Origin of the sequence: Neohoeflea coraliihabitans, assembly GCF_019334345.1 — a bacterium.
Lineage (GTDB): Bacteria > Pseudomonadota > Alphaproteobacteria > Rhizobiales > Rhizobiaceae > Pseudohoeflea > Pseudohoeflea coraliihabitans.
In genome coordinates this window covers 651,975-669,126 of the sequence record NZ_JAHWQX010000003.1, presented here as the reverse complement: position 1 = coordinate 669,126, position 17,152 = coordinate 651,975, and the positions used below count along the sequence as shown (strand labels likewise).

At 63.3% G+C, this 17,152-nt stretch carries 16 protein-coding genes and 1 tRNA gene; 10 read left to right on the top strand and 7 right to left on the bottom strand.

All coding sequences use genetic code 11. The features are described 5' to 3' along the window. Window position 1: 1 nt before the first annotated feature. The 3 genes from KY465_RS14220 to KY465_RS14210 all read right to left on the bottom strand — a co-directional run bounded on the left by KY465_RS14220 (window position 2) and on the right by KY465_RS14210 (window position 2,005). Entirely contained in the window at window positions 2-598 is a 597-nt protein-coding gene (locus KY465_RS14220; RefSeq protein ID WP_219202430.1) for a TetR/AcrR family transcriptional regulator, read from the bottom strand. A 145-nt stretch (window positions 599-743) separates the two neighbouring features. Further along, entirely contained in the window at window positions 744-1,697 is a 954-nt protein-coding gene (locus KY465_RS14215) for a dihydrodipicolinate synthase family protein (protein WP_255561680.1), read from the bottom strand. Window positions 1,698-1,717: 20 nt separating this feature from the next. Next, window positions 1,718-2,005 carry a DUF1330 domain-containing protein gene (locus KY465_RS14210; protein ID WP_219202426.1) on the bottom strand — a complete coding sequence of 96 codons (288 nt, stop codon included), beginning with the start codon at window positions 2,003-2,005 and terminating at the stop codon, window positions 1,718-1,720. 107 nt (window positions 2,006-2,112) lie between these two features. Between KY465_RS14210 and KY465_RS14205 the strand changes: the two genes are divergently transcribed. The 5 genes from KY465_RS14205 (at window position 2,113) to KY465_RS14185 (ending at window position 10,128) form a co-directional block, all read left to right on the top strand. Then, entirely contained in the window at window positions 2,113-2,928 is an 816-nt protein-coding gene (locus KY465_RS14205) for an enoyl-CoA hydratase/isomerase family protein (RefSeq protein ID WP_219202424.1), read from the top strand. 95 nt (window positions 2,929-3,023) lie between these two features. Further along, window positions 3,024-4,154 carry an acyl-CoA dehydrogenase family protein gene (locus KY465_RS14200; protein ID WP_255561679.1) on the top strand — a complete coding sequence of 377 codons (1,131 nt, stop codon included), beginning with the start codon at window positions 3,024-3,026 and terminating at the stop codon, window positions 4,152-4,154. Window positions 4,155-4,230: 76 nt separating this feature from the next. After that, a complete protein-coding gene (locus KY465_RS14195; protein ID WP_219202420.1) occupies window positions 4,231-5,439 on the top strand; it encodes a CaiB/BaiF CoA transferase family protein in 1,209 nt (402 codons plus the stop codon). Between the two features lie 3 nt (window positions 5,440-5,442). Then, a complete protein-coding gene (locus KY465_RS14190; RefSeq protein ID WP_219202419.1) occupies window positions 5,443-8,883 on the top strand; it encodes an indolepyruvate ferredoxin oxidoreductase family protein in 3,441 nt (1,146 codons plus the stop codon). A gap of 69 nt (window positions 8,884-8,952) precedes the next feature. Further along, on the top strand, window positions 8,953-10,128 hold the full coding sequence (locus KY465_RS14185) for an NADH:flavin oxidoreductase/NADH oxidase (RefSeq protein ID WP_219202417.1): 1,176 nt from the start codon (window positions 8,953-8,955) through the stop codon (window positions 10,126-10,128). Between the two features lie 27 nt (window positions 10,129-10,155). On the opposite strand, the gene KY465_RS14180 is transcribed toward KY465_RS14185, so the two are convergent. Further along, window positions 10,156-10,743, bottom strand: a complete 588-nt coding sequence (locus tag KY465_RS14180; protein ID WP_219202415.1) for an NAD(P)H-dependent oxidoreductase — start codon at window positions 10,741-10,743, stop codon at window positions 10,156-10,158. Between the two features lie 177 nt (window positions 10,744-10,920). Here KY465_RS14180 and KY465_RS14175 point away from each other — a divergent pair, with 177 nt between their 5' ends. After that, window positions 10,921-11,715 (top strand): creatininase family protein, encoded by a 795-nt coding sequence (locus KY465_RS14175; protein ID WP_219202802.1) that lies wholly within the window; start codon window positions 10,921-10,923, stop codon window positions 11,713-11,715. A gap of 2 nt (window positions 11,716-11,717) precedes the next feature. Here KY465_RS14175 and KY465_RS14170 read toward each other — a convergent pair whose 3' ends face one another. Next, a complete protein-coding gene (locus KY465_RS14170) occupies window positions 11,718-12,095 on the bottom strand; it encodes a hypothetical protein (protein ID WP_219202413.1) in 378 nt (125 codons plus the stop codon). A gap of 463 nt (window positions 12,096-12,558) precedes the next feature. Between KY465_RS14170 and KY465_RS14165 the strand changes: the two genes are divergently transcribed. Continuing rightward, the gene (locus KY465_RS14165; RefSeq protein ID WP_219202411.1) at window positions 12,559-12,714 is read left to right on the top strand and encodes a hypothetical protein; all 156 of its coding nucleotides are present in this window, start codon (window positions 12,559-12,561) and stop codon (window positions 12,712-12,714) included. A 5-nt stretch (window positions 12,715-12,719) separates the two neighbouring features. Next, complete coding sequence (locus KY465_RS14160; RefSeq protein ID WP_219202409.1) at window positions 12,720-13,157, top strand: YqaA family protein; 438 nt, start codon at window positions 12,720-12,722, stop codon at window positions 13,155-13,157. A gap of 198 nt (window positions 13,158-13,355) precedes the next feature. Here the strand turns inward: KY465_RS14160 and KY465_RS14155 are convergent. Continuing rightward, a tRNA-Lys gene (locus KY465_RS14155) sits at window positions 13,356-13,431 on the bottom strand. Window positions 13,432-13,770: 339 nt separating this feature from the next. Between KY465_RS14155 and KY465_RS14150 the strand changes: the two genes are divergently transcribed. Continuing rightward, complete coding sequence (locus KY465_RS14150) at window positions 13,771-14,559, top strand: cytochrome c biogenesis CcdA family protein (RefSeq protein ID WP_219202406.1); 789 nt, start codon at window positions 13,771-13,773, stop codon at window positions 14,557-14,559. A 22-nt stretch (window positions 14,560-14,581) separates the two neighbouring features. Here KY465_RS14150 and KY465_RS14145 read toward each other — a convergent pair whose 3' ends face one another. Beyond that, complete coding sequence (locus KY465_RS14145) at window positions 14,582-15,640, bottom strand: DMT family transporter (RefSeq protein ID WP_219202405.1); 1,059 nt, start codon at window positions 15,638-15,640, stop codon at window positions 14,582-14,584. Between the two features lie 94 nt (window positions 15,641-15,734). Between KY465_RS14145 and glmU the strand changes: the two genes are divergently transcribed. Next, a complete protein-coding gene (gene glmU, locus KY465_RS14140) occupies window positions 15,735-17,099 on the top strand; it encodes a bifunctional UDP-N-acetylglucosamine diphosphorylase/glucosamine-1-phosphate N-acetyltransferase GlmU (protein ID WP_219202403.1) in 1,365 nt (454 codons plus the stop codon). Window positions 17,100-17,152 lie beyond the last annotated feature (53 nt).

The window sequence follows — 17,152 nt, the reverse complement described above, 5'->3', positions numbered from 1 at the left end:
CTCAGGAGTTGCCATAGGCCTTTTCGATTGTGGTCAAAGTCGATTCCCACAGATCGGCAAGCCGCTGGAAGGTACCGTGATCGCGCGTCACGGATCCGGCGTAGTGAATGATGTTCACCAGCATAACCACCACTTGATCCTCGGGCGTGTCAGGGCGCAATTCGCCTGACTGAATGGCGGCCCGGACTCCGACCCGCACGAGGGTCTCGAATTCACGGCTGACATCCCTCAGCTTGGCCCGCATTTTCGGTGTGATGGCATCGCTGTCAGACCGCAGACGGATCATCAGGCTCCAGGGTTCACCCTCGTCGCCGCCGGTATTGTAGGTCTTGTAACGCGCGTGCGTCGCTCTGACCACGGCTTCCACCTTTTGCCGCAATGTCGTGCGGGAATCGGTCAGGATGTCGCGGTAACCATCGAGGGTGCGGTTTGCATAGTCCTCCAGCACTTCCTCGACGAGACCGTCCTTGCTGCCGAAGTGATAGTGCAGATTGGCGCGGGTCGTATTGAGAAGCTCGGAGATCTGCCGGAAACTCAACCCCCGGTAGCCATGCTTGATAAGAAGCTCTTCGGCAACGCTCTTGATCCGGTCACGCATGGGGACACCTGCCACTTTCAAGCATTCGCAATGCCTTCGCTGAGTTTGTCTCTTATATTCAGCTTCTGCGCGAATGCGCAAGAAATGCCGCCAATGCTGGCCGCGCTGGTCCGGTCCCGCGAGTCACGAATGTGCCGCGTCCCGCTCACGACGCCAGACGCATGGCACCTTCATTTTCGATGCCGGCGGCCTGCAGGGCGGTTTGTATGCGGTTGATTTCGCTTTGCGAAAGCTTCTGCAGCGGAGGCCGGACAGCAGCGGATGGCAGCCGCCCAAGCAGGACCTGGGCCTCCTTCATGCGGTTGTGCATGTCGACGCCGGGGGGACCGTAGAAAGCATGAGTGGTGGGGTAGATCCGCTCGGCGACTTTTCTTGCCTGCGCCAGCTCATCGGCCTTCACCGCCTCGTAAAGGGCCACGTGCAGATCGGCAATCGTCGAGCCCGCGCCGGAGAGCAGGCCGTTGCACCCGGAGACCAGTGAGGGCAAAATCCAGGCGCTGTGCGTCGACAGCACATGGAACGGCCGCGTGTTGCTCTGCAATTCCCGGATCGTCATCTCGTGACGGACGGGATCGCCGCAGCCGTCTTTCATGGCGCGCACGCTCGGCACTTCCTCAATCAACCGCGCCAGCACATCATGCGAATAGGATAACGGCGTTGTGCTCGGGAACTGGAAGATGATCAGCGGCAGATCGGTGGCATCGGCGATGCGCTTGTAGTGATCAAGGATCATCTCCGGTCGCGAACCGAGAATGAAAACATTGGAGGGGAAGACCAGCAATGCTGAAGCGCCTTTGTCCTCAGACATGCGCGCAATCCGGACGGCCTCGCCGGCGCTGTCGGCATAAACGCCGTTGACCAGCGGCATTCTGTCGCCAATTTCAGCGGCTGCCACATCAAGCAGCATTTCCTGTTCTTCGAATGTACAGGACGAGACCTCGGAGGCGTGGCCATTCACGGTGATGGCGGCAACACCGCGCACCGCCGCGACGTCGCGAAGATGCTTGCGATAGCTCGCCTCGTCGATGCTCAGGTCATCATGGAGGGGAAGCAGGCAGGCCGGGATGACACCCGAGCAGTCAAAGTTTTTGCTGGCCATCGTCATGTCCTTTCGAAAATTCACACGCTTTGAAGCGCCGTGATCTGGGCTATCGCGGCGCCATCCCGGGCCTCGCGCGCCTTGAGATAAAGCGGTGAATCGTAGAACTTCTGCACCGTCTCGACGGAATCGAACTCCACGACCACATACCGCACCGGAGCAGTTTCGCCCTCCAGGACGACCGGTTCGGCGCCGCGCACCAGATAGCGTCCGCCATGCGCTTCGATCGCCGCTTTGGCGAGCGGCTTGTAGGTTTCGTATTTTTCCGGATCCGTCACCTGAACCCGCGCGACAACTATGGCACTCATCTGCGTCATTCCTCCTCGACACGCTGTCGGCGCGGCATTCGCAACGCCCAAAAACTTATTGACCTGCAAGTCAGTATAAGTCAAGGTCCGACCGCGGAGGAACGATAATGAGTAAGCAGAAATGTCAGGTGGAGATCAGGGATGGCGTGGCGGTCATGACCCTGAACAATCCTCCGATGAATGTGGTGACCCTGGATATGACGCGGGAGATGAACGCGGCTGTCAAAAGGCTCGCTGACGATCCGCAGGTTGGTGCGCTGGTGCTGACCGGCGCCGGCGACCGGGCGTTCTGCGCCGGATCCGATATCAAGGAATTCCCGGGCCTCGTCTCTGAAAGAGCGATCGTGACGAAAAAGCTCGGCTATGAAAACGAAACCTATGGCCTCGTGGCCAATTTCCCCAAGCCGACCGTGGCAGCCATCGAGCGTCTGGCGCTTGGAGGCGGCCTTGAACTGGCGGCCGGCTGCGATCTGATCGTCGTTTCGGAAGATGCCCGAGTCGGCCTTCCGGAAATTTTGCTCGGCGGCTTTCCGGGCAGTGGCGGCACCGTTCGTGTGACCCGCCGCATAGGTCTTTCCCGCGCTAATGAAATGATGCTGCTGGGCGACATGATCGACGCCGAGACAGCGTTGAATTGGGGGCTGGCGAACCGGATTGCGCCGAGAGGCAGGGCGCTCGAAACGGCAACGGACCTCGCCCGCCGCCTGGCGCAGGGGCCAGCTCAGGCCACTTACGCCTGCAAGATGGCACTGCGCTACGCCTGCGACCTTGTTGAAGCCGAGGCGATTCGCCGGACGCTCGATCTCAGCGAGGGATTGTCGCGCACCGCAGATTTCTCCGAGGGCGTCGCGGCCTTCATAAGCAAGAGACAGGCCGCTTTCGGCGAGCCGCTCGATGTCACCGCGTTCGAACCCGCCGACTGAGACCAACATTCGCAGACTGAACCGAACCGATCCGTCCCGCACGGGGACGCTGGAGGCTACAATTGATCGATTTTTCTCTCCCCCAGGAAACCCAGATGCTGCTCGAAACCCTGCGGCGCTTTATCAGGGAGGAACTGCAACCCCACGAGGCCGAGGTTGAGGAAAAGCAGTATGTGCGCCCGGAACTGGCGCGCGAATTACGCACCAAGGCGAAGGAGTTGGGCCTGTTTGCCATGGGACTGCCGGAAGAAGTCGGCGGCGGCGGTCTGAGCACCGTTGACATGTGTCTGTGCGAAGAGGAATTCGGCTTCACCAAGGATGCACTTGTCCGGCGCGCCTTCGGCGCCATTCCGACGTCATTGCTCAATTGCGTCGGCGAACAACGGGACAAGTATCTGTTGCCCACCGTAGCCGGCGAGATCAACGTCGCGCTCGGCATGACAGAGCCGAATGCCGGTTCGGATGCTGCCGGAATCAAAACGGCGGCGCGGCGTGATGGCGACGATTTCGTCATCAATGGCTCGAAGCATTTCATCAGCGATGCCGATCTTGCCGATGCCTTCATCGTCACTGCCGTCACTGACCCGTCGAAGGGCGCCAAGGGGATCAGCGCCTTTCTGATCGACCGGGACACGCCCGGTTTCACCATCGGCCGGATCCAGTACATGATGGGGCTGCGCGCCACAAATCACTGCGAGCTGGTTTTTGAAGATGCGCGATTGCCGCAATCGCAGATGCTCGGGCCGGAAGGATCGGGTCTGTTTCAGGCCTTGTCGACCATCAACCAGGTGCGTCTCGGCATGGTTGGCGGCCGGGCGGTTGGGATGGCGCGCAAACTCATGCAGCTGTCCATCGACTACGCCAATGAGCGCAAGCAGTTCGGCCAGAAGATTGGCGATTTCCAGATGGTGCAGGCCATGCTTGCCGACATGGCGACGGAAATTTTTGCGGCGCGCATGATGGTCCTCAATGCGGCCTGGGAGACAGACCAGGGCATGGATCCGCGCGCGAAAGTCTCGATGGTGAAGTACTACGCCTCGGAGATGCTCGGACGCGTCGCCGACAAGGCCGTGCAGATTTATGGCGGCATGGGCTATTGCCGCGAAATGCCGCTGGAGCAGCTTTATCGCGACGCCCGCGTCTATCGCATCTTCGACGGCGCCTCCGACATTCATCGTGCGGTCATCGCCCGCAGCCTTCTCAAAAACGGCGAGATGTCGCTCTGAGCACCCATTTTCCGAGCGTCGCCTTTGGACGCCGACCCTACACCGAAACAGACACGATAACAGAGACATAGCAACCATGCTTGATAAGATGAAGGTTCTCGGATTTACGCATTTCGTCCAGGGACCGGCGGCCTCGCAATATCTCGCCGACATGGGCGCTGATGTCGTCAAGGTGGAGCCGCTGACCGGGGCCTTCGAACGCAGCTACGGAGCCGATTCCGTGTTTGTCGGCGGTCTCAGCGCCACCTTCATGGCGGTGAACCGCAACAAGCGTTCGATTGCCGTGGACCTGAAGAGCGACAAGGGCCGCGAGGTCATCCATTCGCTTATCCGCCAGAGTGACGTGATCATCGAGAACTACCGGATCGGGGTGCTCGAACGACTCGGATTCGGCTATGACGAGGTCCGTCAGATCAAACCGGACATCATCTATGCCTCGGCGTCCGGCTGGGGGGCTTCCGGTCCGATGGCCAAGGCTCCGGGTCAGGATCTGCTTGTCCAGGCGCGCTGCGGTTTGGTCGCCGCCACCGGCAACCTCGAGACCGCACCGACGGTTCCGGGCGTGCCGATCGTCGATCAGCACGGCGCCGCCTTGCTGGCGATGGCGATCAGTGCCGCCTACGCCAGAAAGCTGCAGACGGGCGAGGGGACGCGCATCGAATCCAACCTGTTCAGCGCCGGCCTTGACCTGCAAGCGGAATCGATGGCAGCCTATTATTCCGGCAATCGGAATGCCGAGCGCCTCCGTCGAGATCCTCGCCTCGCATCCTGGTTTCTGCCGGCGCCCTACGGGGTCTTCGAGCTCAAGGATTGTCATGCGGTCATCAGCCTGGGCGGCGACATCGACCGGTTTGCCGACGCCATCGGGCACCCGGAACTCGTGGCTCTCGCAGGCGACCGCATGGCAAATCGCGATGCTTTCATGGCCTGTCTCGGCACCGAACTCGCCGGCTGGACATATCAGCGCCTCGATCAGGCGCTGGCGCCGCACGGATTGTGGTATGAGCGCGTTCAGGATTACGACGCCATTCGCAAAGATCCGCAGGCCCGGGAAAACGAGTGCTTCGAGGACATTTCCGTCAACGGCGAACCGGCCACCCTCGTTACCCACCCGGTGCGCTACGATGGAAAGACGCCGAAACTGCGCAGCATGCCGGCCACGCTCGGCGCCGACACCAGAGCCGTGTTGGCCGAGGCGGGCTGGAACGACGAAGAAGTTGATGCACTGCTCGCCGCCGGCGTCATTTATGATGGACAGAACGGGCATCAGCCTGAACGGAGTTGAACCATGAACATTGCGCTGCGCGACGTATCGCTGTCGGACCGCTACACACAGGATGCGGGCACGCTGTTCCTCAGCGGCACACAAGCCTTGGTACGGCTGCTGATCACCCAGCGCGAACGCGACCGCAAGGCCGGCCTCAACACCTCCGGTTTCGTCTCCGGTTATCGTGGCTCCCCCCTTGGCGGCCTCGACATGGAACTCTGGAAATCGCGTGATCTGCTGAAAGAGCGCTCCATCATCTTTCAGCCCGGCATGAACGAGGATCTCGCCGCCACGTCGATCTGGGGCACCCAGCAGATCGACAGCCTTCCGGGCAAGACCGTCGATGGTGTCTTTTCCATGTGGTACGGCAAGGGCCCGGGCGTTGATCGCTCGGGAGATGCCTTCAAGCACGGCAACTATGCCGGCACCACCGAGCACGGCGGCGTGCTTGTCGTGTTTGGCGACGACCATCCGGGCAAATCCTCGACCATAGCGCATCAGAGTGAACAGGCGCTGTCCGCCCACATGATCCCGGTGCTCTACCCGGCAAATGTCCAGGAAGTGCTGGAATACGGGCTGTATGGGTGGGCGTTGTCGCGCCATACCGGCCTGTGGGTTGGCATGAAGACCGTCAACGAGACGCTCGAGACCGCAGCCACGATCGACGTCGATGCCAATGCTCCGGATCTGGTGCCGCCAAACCAGAGCGAGGCATCCGCCGATATTCGTCCACAGGCCGATTACGGGCCCCAGCGCGACGAGAGTGTCGTGATGCGTCTGCGTCTGCCGCGGGTGCATGAATTTGCCCGCGCCAACCGCATCGACCGGCGCACCCTTGGCCAGCCCGGCGCCCGGCTCGGCGTCGTCGCCACCGGCAAGGCTTATTCCGATCTCCTTGACGCGCTCGATCTGCTCGGTCTTGATGAGGCGCGTGCCGCAGCCCTTGGTCTGTCCGTCTACAAGGTCGGAATGATCTGGCCTGTCGAGCCGACCGGGCTGAAATCCTTTGCCCAGGACTGTGAGGAACTGTTCTTTGTCGAGGAGAAGCGGGCCTTCGTCGAGGATCAGGCGGCCCGGCTGTTGTTCAATGAGCCCAGTCGGCCGCGCATCACCGGCAAGTTCGACCCGGACGAGGCGCCGCTGCTCCCCGCCGATGTGCAGCTCGATCCGCGCACCATCGCCCGCGCTTTGGCGAGCCGCCTGCAGGCCCTCGGCCTGGCGGACGAGGCGCTTGAGGAACGGGTTGCGAAGATCACGGCTGCTGAACTGGCCGTCCCGGCCGCCGATCAGCCGCGCCGCATTCCCTATTTCTGCTCCGGCTGTCCGCACAATACCTCGACCAGGGTTCCAGATGGTTCCGTGGCGTTGTCAGGGATCGGCTGCCATGCCATGGCCATGTGGATGGATCGCGACACGCTCAAGCCGGTGCAGATGGGCGCCGAGGGCGCCAACTGGATAGGCCTGTCGCATTTCACCGGCACCGAACATGTCTTTCAGAACATCGGTGACGGCACCTATTCGCATTCCGGACTTCTGGCCATCCGTGCCGCCGTTCTCGCCGGCGTCAACATCACCTACAAGATCCTGGCCAATGATGCGGTCGCCATGACCGGCGGCCAACCCGTCGAGGGCGAGCTTGTCAGCGACGATATCGTCCGCCAGGTGCTTGCCGAAAATGTCGAGCGCGTCGTCGTCGTCACCGACGATCTCGGCCGCACCGAAATCTCTGTCGCCGGCGTCGATATCGTTGATCGCCGCGAACTGCCGCGCATCCAGGGCGAACTGGCACGCACCAGGGGCGTCACCGTCATCGTCTATGAGCAGGTCTGCGCCGCTGAAAAGCGCCGGCGCCGCAAGCGCAAGACGATGCCTGACCCGACAACGCGCGTCTTCATCAACGAGGATGTCTGCGAAGGCTGCGGCGATTGCTCGGTCCAGTCCAACTGCGTCAGCATCCTGCCGCAAGAAACCGCGTTCGGGCGCAAGCGCAAGATCGACCAGTCATCCTGCAACAAGGACTATTCCTGTGTTGAGGGATTCTGCCCGTCCTTCGTCACGGTCGAGGGCGGCAAGCCGCGCAAGGGGGGAGGCGCCATTGACCGCGACCGGTTGAAGGGTCTGCCGGAAGTTGATCTGCCGCCGCCGGCAGTGTGCAATGTGCTGATTACCGGCGTTGGCGGCACAGGCGTCGTCACGGTCGGCAGCGTCCTCGCGATGGCCGCCAATCTGATCGGCATGGGCGCCAGCTGCTACAGCATGACCGGGATGGCGCAAAAGGGCGGCGCCGTGTACAGCCATCTCCGCCTGACCGCTTCCCCCGATGACCTCGGCGGTTCGCAGGTCAATTCGGCCAGCGCCGATCTGCTGCTCGGCTGTGATCTCGTCACCGCTGCCAGCGCCGATGGTCTGAAGACCTGCGATGCGGGACGCACCCGCGCCCTGCTGTCCGACAATCCAATGCCGACCGCGGCATTTCAGGGTGACCGCGATTATCGCATCGACGCCGAGGCGCTGACCGCCAGGGTCGGGTCCGCTGTCGCCGAGATGCGCGCCATTGATGCCGACGCGATCGCCGAGCGTTTGCTGGGCGACCGCATCGCAGCCAACATGTTCATGGTCGGCTATGCCTACCAGATGGGCTGGTTGCCCCTGCCGCTTGCCGCCATCCGCAAGGCCATTGAACTCAACGGTGCCGCCGTCGAGTTCAATCTTGACGCGCTGGATCTCGGACGTCTGGCGGTGATCGACCCTGAGGCGGTCGCGCCGCAAAAGACCGCACCCGTCACGCTGGATCGGCTCGACGATCTCGTTGCGCACCGCGTTGCCCATCTTCGCCGCTATCAGGGCAGGCGCTGGGCGCAGCGTTACGAGGCAACGGTGCGCCGGGTCCACGCCGCCGAAGAAAAGGCGCTGGGCGCCGGCACCGATGAGCTCGCCAAGGCGGTGGCCTTCAATCTTGCCAAGCTGATGTCCTACAAGGATGAATACGAAGTGGCGCGCCTTTATGCCGATACCGCCTGGAAAGCCAGGCTCGACGAGGCCATCGACGGCTATGATCGCATGTCGCTCTGGCTGGCGCCGCCTTTTTTGAGCCAGACCGATCCGGCAACCGGACGGCCGCGCAAGAAGAAATTCGGCCCGTGGATCTTCACCGCAATGCGCGGTCTCAGCCATCTGCGTTTCCTGCGCGGCACCCCGCTCGATCCGTTCGGCCGAACCCCGGAGCGTCGGCAGGAACGGCAGCTGATCGCCCAGTACCAGGCCGATCTCGACCCCCTTCTTGCGGATCTCGGCCCGGCCAACCATGAAGCGGCCGTCGAACTGGCACGCCTTCCCGAGGCGATACGCGGATTTGGCCCGGTCAAGGAAGAAGCGATCGCGCTGGCCGCCAGCCGCCGCGCCGCCTTGCTGGACCGCCTGCACGCCTCGGGGCCAGCGCAGCACCCCAAGGCGGCGGCCTGATCGGCCCGCGCCTTGGGATGACGGGAGAGTCTGGCATGACGAGAAATCCGGAAGGATGAAAGGGATTTGATGGACGCAGCTGTAACCCCCGGGACGCCATCCAGCCGGTTGTTCAGCCCGCTGGCGCTGCGCGGCGTGACGCTGAAAAACCGCATCGTCATTTCACCGATGCAGCAATATGCCTCCGATGATGGCGGTGAACCGGCGGCATGGCATTTCGAACACCTCGTGCGCCTGGCACAGGGCGGCGCCGGACTGGTTTTCACCGAAGTCGCCGCCATCGACCCGATCGGCCGCAACACCCATTTCGACCTCGGCTTGTGGTCGGACACGCAGACGGCCAGTTGGGCGCGGCTGGCCCGAAAGATCGCCGCGGCGGGAAGCGTGCCCGGCATCCAGATCGGCCATTGCGGCCGCAAGGCTTCCGTACAGGCCCCATGGGATGGCTTTGGCCCCCTTGGCCCCGAGGACGCTGCGAATGGCGAACCGCCCTGGAATGTCGTCGGCCCATCGCCGATTGCCGCCAATCCCGGCTGGCCGGTACCGGCTGAATTGACCATCGCGCAGATCGGCGACCTGGTGACGGCTTACGGTGACGCCGCACGACGGGCCGCCGAAGCGGGCTTTCAGGCGATCGACATCCACGCCGCGCATGGCTATCTCATCCACTCCTTTCTCTCGCCGATCAGCAATCACCGCCAGGACGCCTATGGCGGCGACCGTGCCAATCGCATGCGCTTCGCCCTCGAGGTAACGCGCGCCGTGCGCGCCAACTGGCCCGATCATTTGCCGATCTTCGTGCGCATTTCCGCGATCGATGGCATGCCGGAAGGGTGGGACATCGATGATTCCATCGCTCTGGCGCGCGAACTTTCATTGGCCGGCGTCGATGTCATTGACTGCTCGTCGGGCGGCCTGACATCGCGCTCGACGACCGCCGCCATTCAGCGTCCGCAAGGCTACCAGGTGCCTCTTTCAGCAAAAGTGAGGGCCGGGGCAGGGCTCACGACCATGGCCGTCGGGCTGATCCGCCAGCCCGCCTATGCCGAATCCGTGCTGCAAGACGGCGATGCCGACCTGATCGCCATCGGGCGCGAAAGTCTGCACAATCCGTTCTGGCCCCTGCACGCCGCCGTCGAACTGCTCGGCGAAGCGGGCTATGCCCATTGGCCGCCACGCTACGGCTGGTGGCTTGAGCGCCGTCTCGGGCAACTCTCCCCCGAGAATGCGCCGCGGCACCGCTGAACGGAGCGCGCGCGGCGAACAGCGCTGTCAGATCTTTGCGAGATATTTCTCGACACGCCGCTGAAACGCCGCGCGGGTCTCCGCGGTCGATTGATCCATGGAATAATGGGCGAGATACAATGACTTGCAGCGTCGCGCGCACAGGGCCCGCACGCCGCGCAGCAGCATGCGCCGTCCCGGATGCCCCATCAGGTTCGACCAGGTGCGCGTCGCGCCGCAGGTGGTGATGACGCCGATAAAGCGGATTTGCGTCAACAAGGGCCGGATCGGCCGGTCACCGGGACTGAGCTGATAGGCGACATTCGGCGTCAGGACGCGATCCAGCCATCCCTTCAACATCGCCGGCGGGCCGTACCACCATGTCGGATACACGAACAGCAGGCCCTCGGCCTGGCGCACGCGCTCGGCCTGAGCGGGCAGGGGATGCGTGTCGAGCGTCGTCGCGTTGTAGTGCAGTTCCTCCTCGCTTTGCATCACCGGGTCGAATTTTTCGTCATACAGATCGAGCAGATCGACCTCGTGCCCGGTGATCTTCAGGGTCCGGATCGCCGCTTCGCGCAATGCTGCGCAGTAGCTTTCCGCAACGGGGTGGCAATAGACAAGCAATATCCGCATGATGCCTCCGGAATTGGCGCTGCCGCTGCTGCGAACTCCTGCGCAGCCAGCCGATTGCGATGAAAATAGGGCGGATCGGACGGACGGGGAATGCCGCTTCTGGCACAGGCGGCACTTGACCACGTCGCCATTGCAACGGAAGACAGGGCATCAACGGATGGCAAACAGGAGTGCCGGATGTATCGCAAGATCTGGTGGGGCGATTTCGCCGCGACCGAATTTGACACCATCGATGCCAACGGCACGATCGCGGTGGTCCCGGTCGCGGCCATCGAGCAGCACGGCCCGCATCTGCCGCTGTCCACCGACACGGCGATCATGGAAGGCATGCTTGCCACCCTGATACCGCAGATCCCGCAGGATCTCGACATTCGCATCCTGCCGATCCAGGCGGTCGGCAAATCCAACGAGCATCTCTATGCCCCGGGCACCCTGACCATACCGGCAACCACCCTGATCGATCACTGGCTGGAACTCGGCCATTCGATCGCCCGCGCCGGCATCCGCAAGCTGGTCTTCGTCACCTCGCATGGCGGCAATGAGGAAATCATGGCGATCGTCACGCGCGAATTGCGGGTCCGGGCCCGCATGATGGCCGTCAAGTCGAGCTGGTCGCGCTTCGGCCTGCCGGACGGGCTGTTCAGTGACACCGAACGCCGCTACGGCATTCACGGCGGTGATGTCGAGACGTCCCTGATGCTGCATTTCCGGCCCGAGCTCGTCGCGATGGACAAGGCGGAAAACTTCGTCTCGGCGGTGAGCCGCGCCGAAGAGCAGTTCGACATGCTCAAACATACCGGACCCTTCGGTTTTGCCTGGAGTGCGGTGGATCTCAACCCCTCCGGGACCGTAGGCGAGGCAGCCGAGGCCACTGCTGAAAAGGGCGCGCATACGGCAAAACTGCAGACGGACGGTTTTCTCGCCCTTCTCCAGGAAGTGGCACGAGCGCGACTGGATGACTGGATCGCCTGAACCTATTCCAGATCGAGACCGGCGATCCGGTCGACGACATCGGCGGGCAGCCGGGTGACAAATTTGATTTCCAGCGTATGCAAGCCCTGCGATTCCACTTTGGCCGGAATGCGCGCTTTGATGCCCGGCACGAAAAGATAGGTATCGACGAGCTTGGCCGGCATGTTGTCAACCGCAAGCAGGCAGGCATCCTCGCTGATATTGACCAGCCGCGCCGCCAGCTGCACGCGCGCTTCCTGGCCCTTCTGGCGCAGATGCAGCACCACCGGGCAACAGGCATCCCTGCGATAGGAGGGCGCGGGCGCCAGGCCGCCGAGCTGGGTCAGACGGTAGCTTTTCTTCGGTTTGCTTTTCAGCAGCGAGAGGTTCTTCATTTCCATATGCCCCGTTTGTCCGAATTTTCCGCTTCGAAGCTTAAGAAAAGCTGAAAACGATCCGGCGAATTGCATTCCCCTAAGGAATCCACATCTTCAGGTAGTAATAGGGGCATCAGGTTACAAAACCGTTGCTCTGCGCTAATCTGTGCGCCGTCGGGATTCTCCTCGGTGATGCCCGTCAGGGCTTGTTCGGTTTGGCAGCGTCGTCGGTGACGGACTTTCCCTCCTTGATCCTTCGGCAAGTCTGTCCATCTCTGCGCTTAACATCTTCAATGACAACGTCCGGTCTGGAAATTGATCGGACCGGACACGGCACGCTTCCCACCGCCGACAAGGCTCTCACCCAAGGAAAGAAGGCGCTCATTCACGATCATCTCGACCATGCCTCAAATGAGACAGTCAGACTGCTTCCACGCGTGCGGCGACGGTCAATCGATGTGTTCAGGGAAATCGCGAAGAAAATGTGATGCCGACCGTTCTCACCCATAACATCCTCGTCACGCCCGGCCTTCAAGGACCGCATGACGGCACCGACCCGCAGGGCACGTTCGCGCTCGACCAACGCCAAGTGCATGCCGTCGTCATCGACGACACGCATGCCGCCCGGCACGGCCGGAGCTGAGGCGCGTGGAAGGTCTCCTCGAACTGTCTGGCCTGTTCGCGCTCTCTTTCCTGGCGGCCACGATACTTCCGGCTCAATCGGAGATCGGATTGGTGGGGCTTCAGCTCGCCGGATATCCCATCGTCCTGCTGGTCGCCTTCGCGAGCGTCGGCAATACGCTCGGCGCGGTTGTCAACTGGGGGCTCGGACGCGGTGTCGACCGGTTCCAGAACCACCGCTGGTTTCCGGTCTCCGCGGCTCATCTGGATCGCGCGTCGGCCTGGTATCGCAAATGGGGGCGATGGAGCCTGCTGCTTTCGTGGATGCCTTTCGGCGGTGACGCGCTCACGGTAGCGGCCGGGGTCCTTCGCGAGCCGTTCTGGAGTTTTCTCCTGCTGGTCGCCTTCGCCAAGACGGCACGGTACGTGGTCCTCGCCACGGCGACGGTGAAGCTCACCACATGATGTGGCTGTTCCAGGACTGACGGAACCTTTTGACACCGCGCCAAACCGGCGCGCCATCGCAACCGCAAGCAACCACCGGGTGTCGCGTGTCGGCTTGCCGTGCGAGAGGCTCGTGCGACCAGCAAGTCGCACGAAAGTCGCACCTTCCGCATCCGCTCTGGGAGCAAAAGGCCAAGCGACCGACGTGGCATGGAAAAATGGTGAGCGCGCAGGGGTTCGAACCCTGGACCTACTGATTAAAAGTCAGTTGCTCTACCAGCTGAGCTACGCGCTCCCGAACCGGCGCGCCTGTGAGCGCCTCCCGGGTGGCGCGGAACATAGGCACGGCCCGTCCGCTGGTCAACACAAAATCCGTGCTTTTGCGCGGCATTCCCCGGCCCATTCCCCCGGGCCATTCCCCCGGTCATTCACGGTGCCAAGCACCGGCACCGCCGCAGCGTGCCGCATGGGCATTGGGCGCCTCGGCCAAATTGTCGCAAGCCGCGCCGGAAATTGTGATTGGTCAACGCCAATCGTCGCCGGTACAAGCCGCGGCGAGTGATAGGCATCAGGAACCGGCGCGGCCCAGGCTCGAAAGCCGGCCGGAACAAACGCGACAGGGGCACAGGACCACGTGACGATTGCCGATATTCCGCTGCTGACGGCGATCCTTGCCGGCGCCCTGTCGTTTCTCTCGCCCTGCGTGTTGCCGCTCGTGCCGCCCTATCTGTGCTATATGGCCGGCGTGTCCTTCGAGGATCTGCACCGCGCCAACCAGCCCGGCGGCGCAGCGGCCACTGCGGCCACTGCGGCCGACGCCGCGGTTGCCCGGCGCGTGCAATGGCAGGTGCTGCGCGCCGCATTCATCTTCACGCTCGGCTTTGCGACGGTGTTTGTGGCGCTTGGCGCCGGCGCCTCCTCCATCGGCGGAATTCTGCGCCAGAACATCGATCTGTTCGCCCGGCTCGGCGGCATCCTGATCATCATCATGGGCCTGCATTTCATGGGTGTTTTCCGCATCGGTCTGCTGGCCCGCGAAGCCCGCTTCGCCGGCAGCGGTCAGCCGGCCACCCTGACGGGCGCCTATGTGATGGGGCTGGCCTTCGCCTTCGGCTGGACACCCTGCATCGGCCCGGTGCTCGGCGCCATCCTCGGCGTTGCCGCCTCGCGCGATACCGTCGGCTCCGGCGCCGCGCTGCTGGCGCTCTATTCCCTTGGCCTGGCGGTGCCGTTCTGGATCGCGGCGGGCTTTTCCGGCGCCTTCATGCGCTTCCTGCAGCGCTTCCGCCGGCACCTGGGCACGGTCGAGAAGATCACCGGCGCGCTGCTGGTGCTCACCGGCATCCTGTTTCTGACCGGCGGCATGGCGCGAATGGCCTACTGGCTGCTGGAAACCTTCCCGACGCTCGGCGCCATCGGCTGATTGTCCGGCCCTGCGCGAAGACCTAGACCGCCGATCCCGCCGCCTGGCGGCGCGTATAGGGCCGGCGGAAGGTTGCCAGCACCAGCCCGGCCAGCACGGTGGCAATGCCGATGGCGTGATAGCGCTCGAACGTTTCGCCGAGCAGGAACACCGCCAGAGCCACGCCATAGGGCGGCATCAGATACATGAAGACGCCGGCGGTCGCAGCTCCGAGCCGTGCAATGCCGTATTGAAATCCTGAAAAGGACAGCAGCGAGGCGAACAGGATGATGCCGCCAATGCCGCTCCAGGCGGTTGCCGTCACCGGCATGCGCGCGCCGGTCAAAAATTCCCACAAGGCGAAGGGCGCCAGCAAAATGATGCCGGCGATGGCGTTCAGGCCGAACTGCGCCAGCGTCCCGAGCGACGGTCCGGCGCCCGGGTCCGAGCGGCGGCGCAGCAACACCGAATAGGCCGCCCAGGATATGGCGGCGCCGAACAGCAACAGGTCGCCGCGATTGAAATCGAGCGCCAAGAGAACGTTGACATCGCCGCGCAGGACAATGATCGCCACGCCGGAAAAGCCGATCAGGATGCCCAAAAACTCGCGCCAGCTGATCGGACGGCCATAAAACAGCCGCTCGATCAAGAGGATGATCAGGGGCGAGGTGGTGTAGATCAGCGTGCCGTTGGTCGCCGTCGTCGTTTGCAGCGCCAGATAGACGATGGCGCCGCAGATCCACATGCCGAGAAAACCGAGAAGCAGCCAGTGGCCGGTATGCGCGCGCAGATAGGCGCGCGCCGGCTTGCGCGCCGCATAGACCCACGGCGCCAGAAAAAGCGCCGCGCCGGTCCAGCGCAAAAAGGCCAGCGTGAACGGTGCCACTTCCGGAATGGCCAGCCGCCCGAAGATCAGGTTCGAGGAGAAGAACAGCGGTGTGATCAGCATCACCAGGAACGGCAGGGTGAGGCTGGCATCGCCGCTCTCGCCCGAACCCGGACTCTGGCCCGCACTCTGACCAGGACTCTGGCCCGCACCCTGGCTCGCGCCAGGGCCTGCAGATACGCCGCGGCGGGTAGATTGGCTGGTGGACTTGGACATGGAGCCCCGCTATGTGCGCTGCGGACGAGGGTGGTGGCAGATGCTATACCGGGAATCACCTGTCGGCGGAATGATCAGAAACGGAGATTTTCAGATGCAGCGCAAAAGTCTGGCGGTGGTGTTGGCCGCCGGGGATGCCACACGCATGAAGTCGTCCTTGACGAAGGTTCTGCACCCGGTCGGGCACCGGCCGATCATCGCTCATGTCACGGCCGCCGCCGCCGCCGCCGGCGTCGACCGGATCGCTCTCGTCGTTGGGCGCGATGGCGACAGGGTGCGCGATTCCGCCGCCGCCTCCGGCATCCCGGTCGTCGCCGTCGAGCAGACCGAGCGCAAGGGCACCGGCCATGCCGTGCTGATGGCGCGCCAGGCGATCGAGGCCGAACGCTTCGATGACGTGATCGTCCTTTACGGCGATACGCCGCTGATCAACCCGGACAGCCTGCATGCCGCCATGGCGGCGCGCGCCGCCGGTGCCGATATGGTGGTTCTCGGGTTCGAGGCGGAGGATCCCACCGGCTACGGACGGATGATCACCGACGGCGACGAATTGCTGGCGATCGTCGAGGATCGCGAGGCCAGTGACGCCGAGCGCGCGCTAAAATTCTGCAATGGCGGCATCATCACCATGGATGGACAAAGCGCCGTGTCGCTGCTCGAGGCGATCGGCAACGACAACGCCAAGGGCGAATATTACCTCACCGATATTGTCGCCATCTGCCGCCAGCGCGGCGGCCGCGTCGTGGCCCTCAAGGCGCCCGAAGCGGATCTGATGGGCTGCAACACCCGTGTCGAGCTCGCCGAGATTGAGGCCGAGTGGCAGCGCCGCCGCCGCCATGAGATCATGCTCTCGGGCGTGACCATGCTCGATCCGTCCAGCGTTTATCTCGCCCATGATACAAAGATTGCGCCGGATGTGATCATCGAGCCGCATGTCTGGTTCGGCCCCGGCGTGACGGTCGCATCGGGCGCCCGCATTCACGCCTTTTCCCACATCGAGGGCACCGAGATCGGCAACAATGCCAGTATCGGACCGTTTGCGCGCCTGCGTCCGGGGGCGCGGCTGGCCGAAGGCGCCAAGGTCGGTAATTTCTGCGAGGTCAAGAAGGCCGACATCGGGGCGGGCGCCAAGGTCAACCACCTCACCTATATCGGAGATGCGACGATCGGCGCCGGGGCCAATATCGGCGCCGGCACGATCACCTGCAATTATGACGGGGTCAACAAGCATCGCACCATTGTCGGCGCCGGTGCCTTCATCGGCTCCAACACCTCGCTGGTGGCGCCGGTGGAGATCGGCGAGGGCGCCTATATCGGCTCGGGGACGGTGGTGACGAAGAATGTCGAAGCCGATGCACTGGCTCTGGCGCGCACACCGCAGAGGAACCTGCCGGACAAGGCCGCCACGCTCAGGGCCCGGGCCGAGGCCGTTAAGCAACAGCGCAAGTCGTCGAGTTAGGCCGCTGCGGGTTAAGAACGGTCATGATAAGTGACACGCCGGAAAAGGTGCCT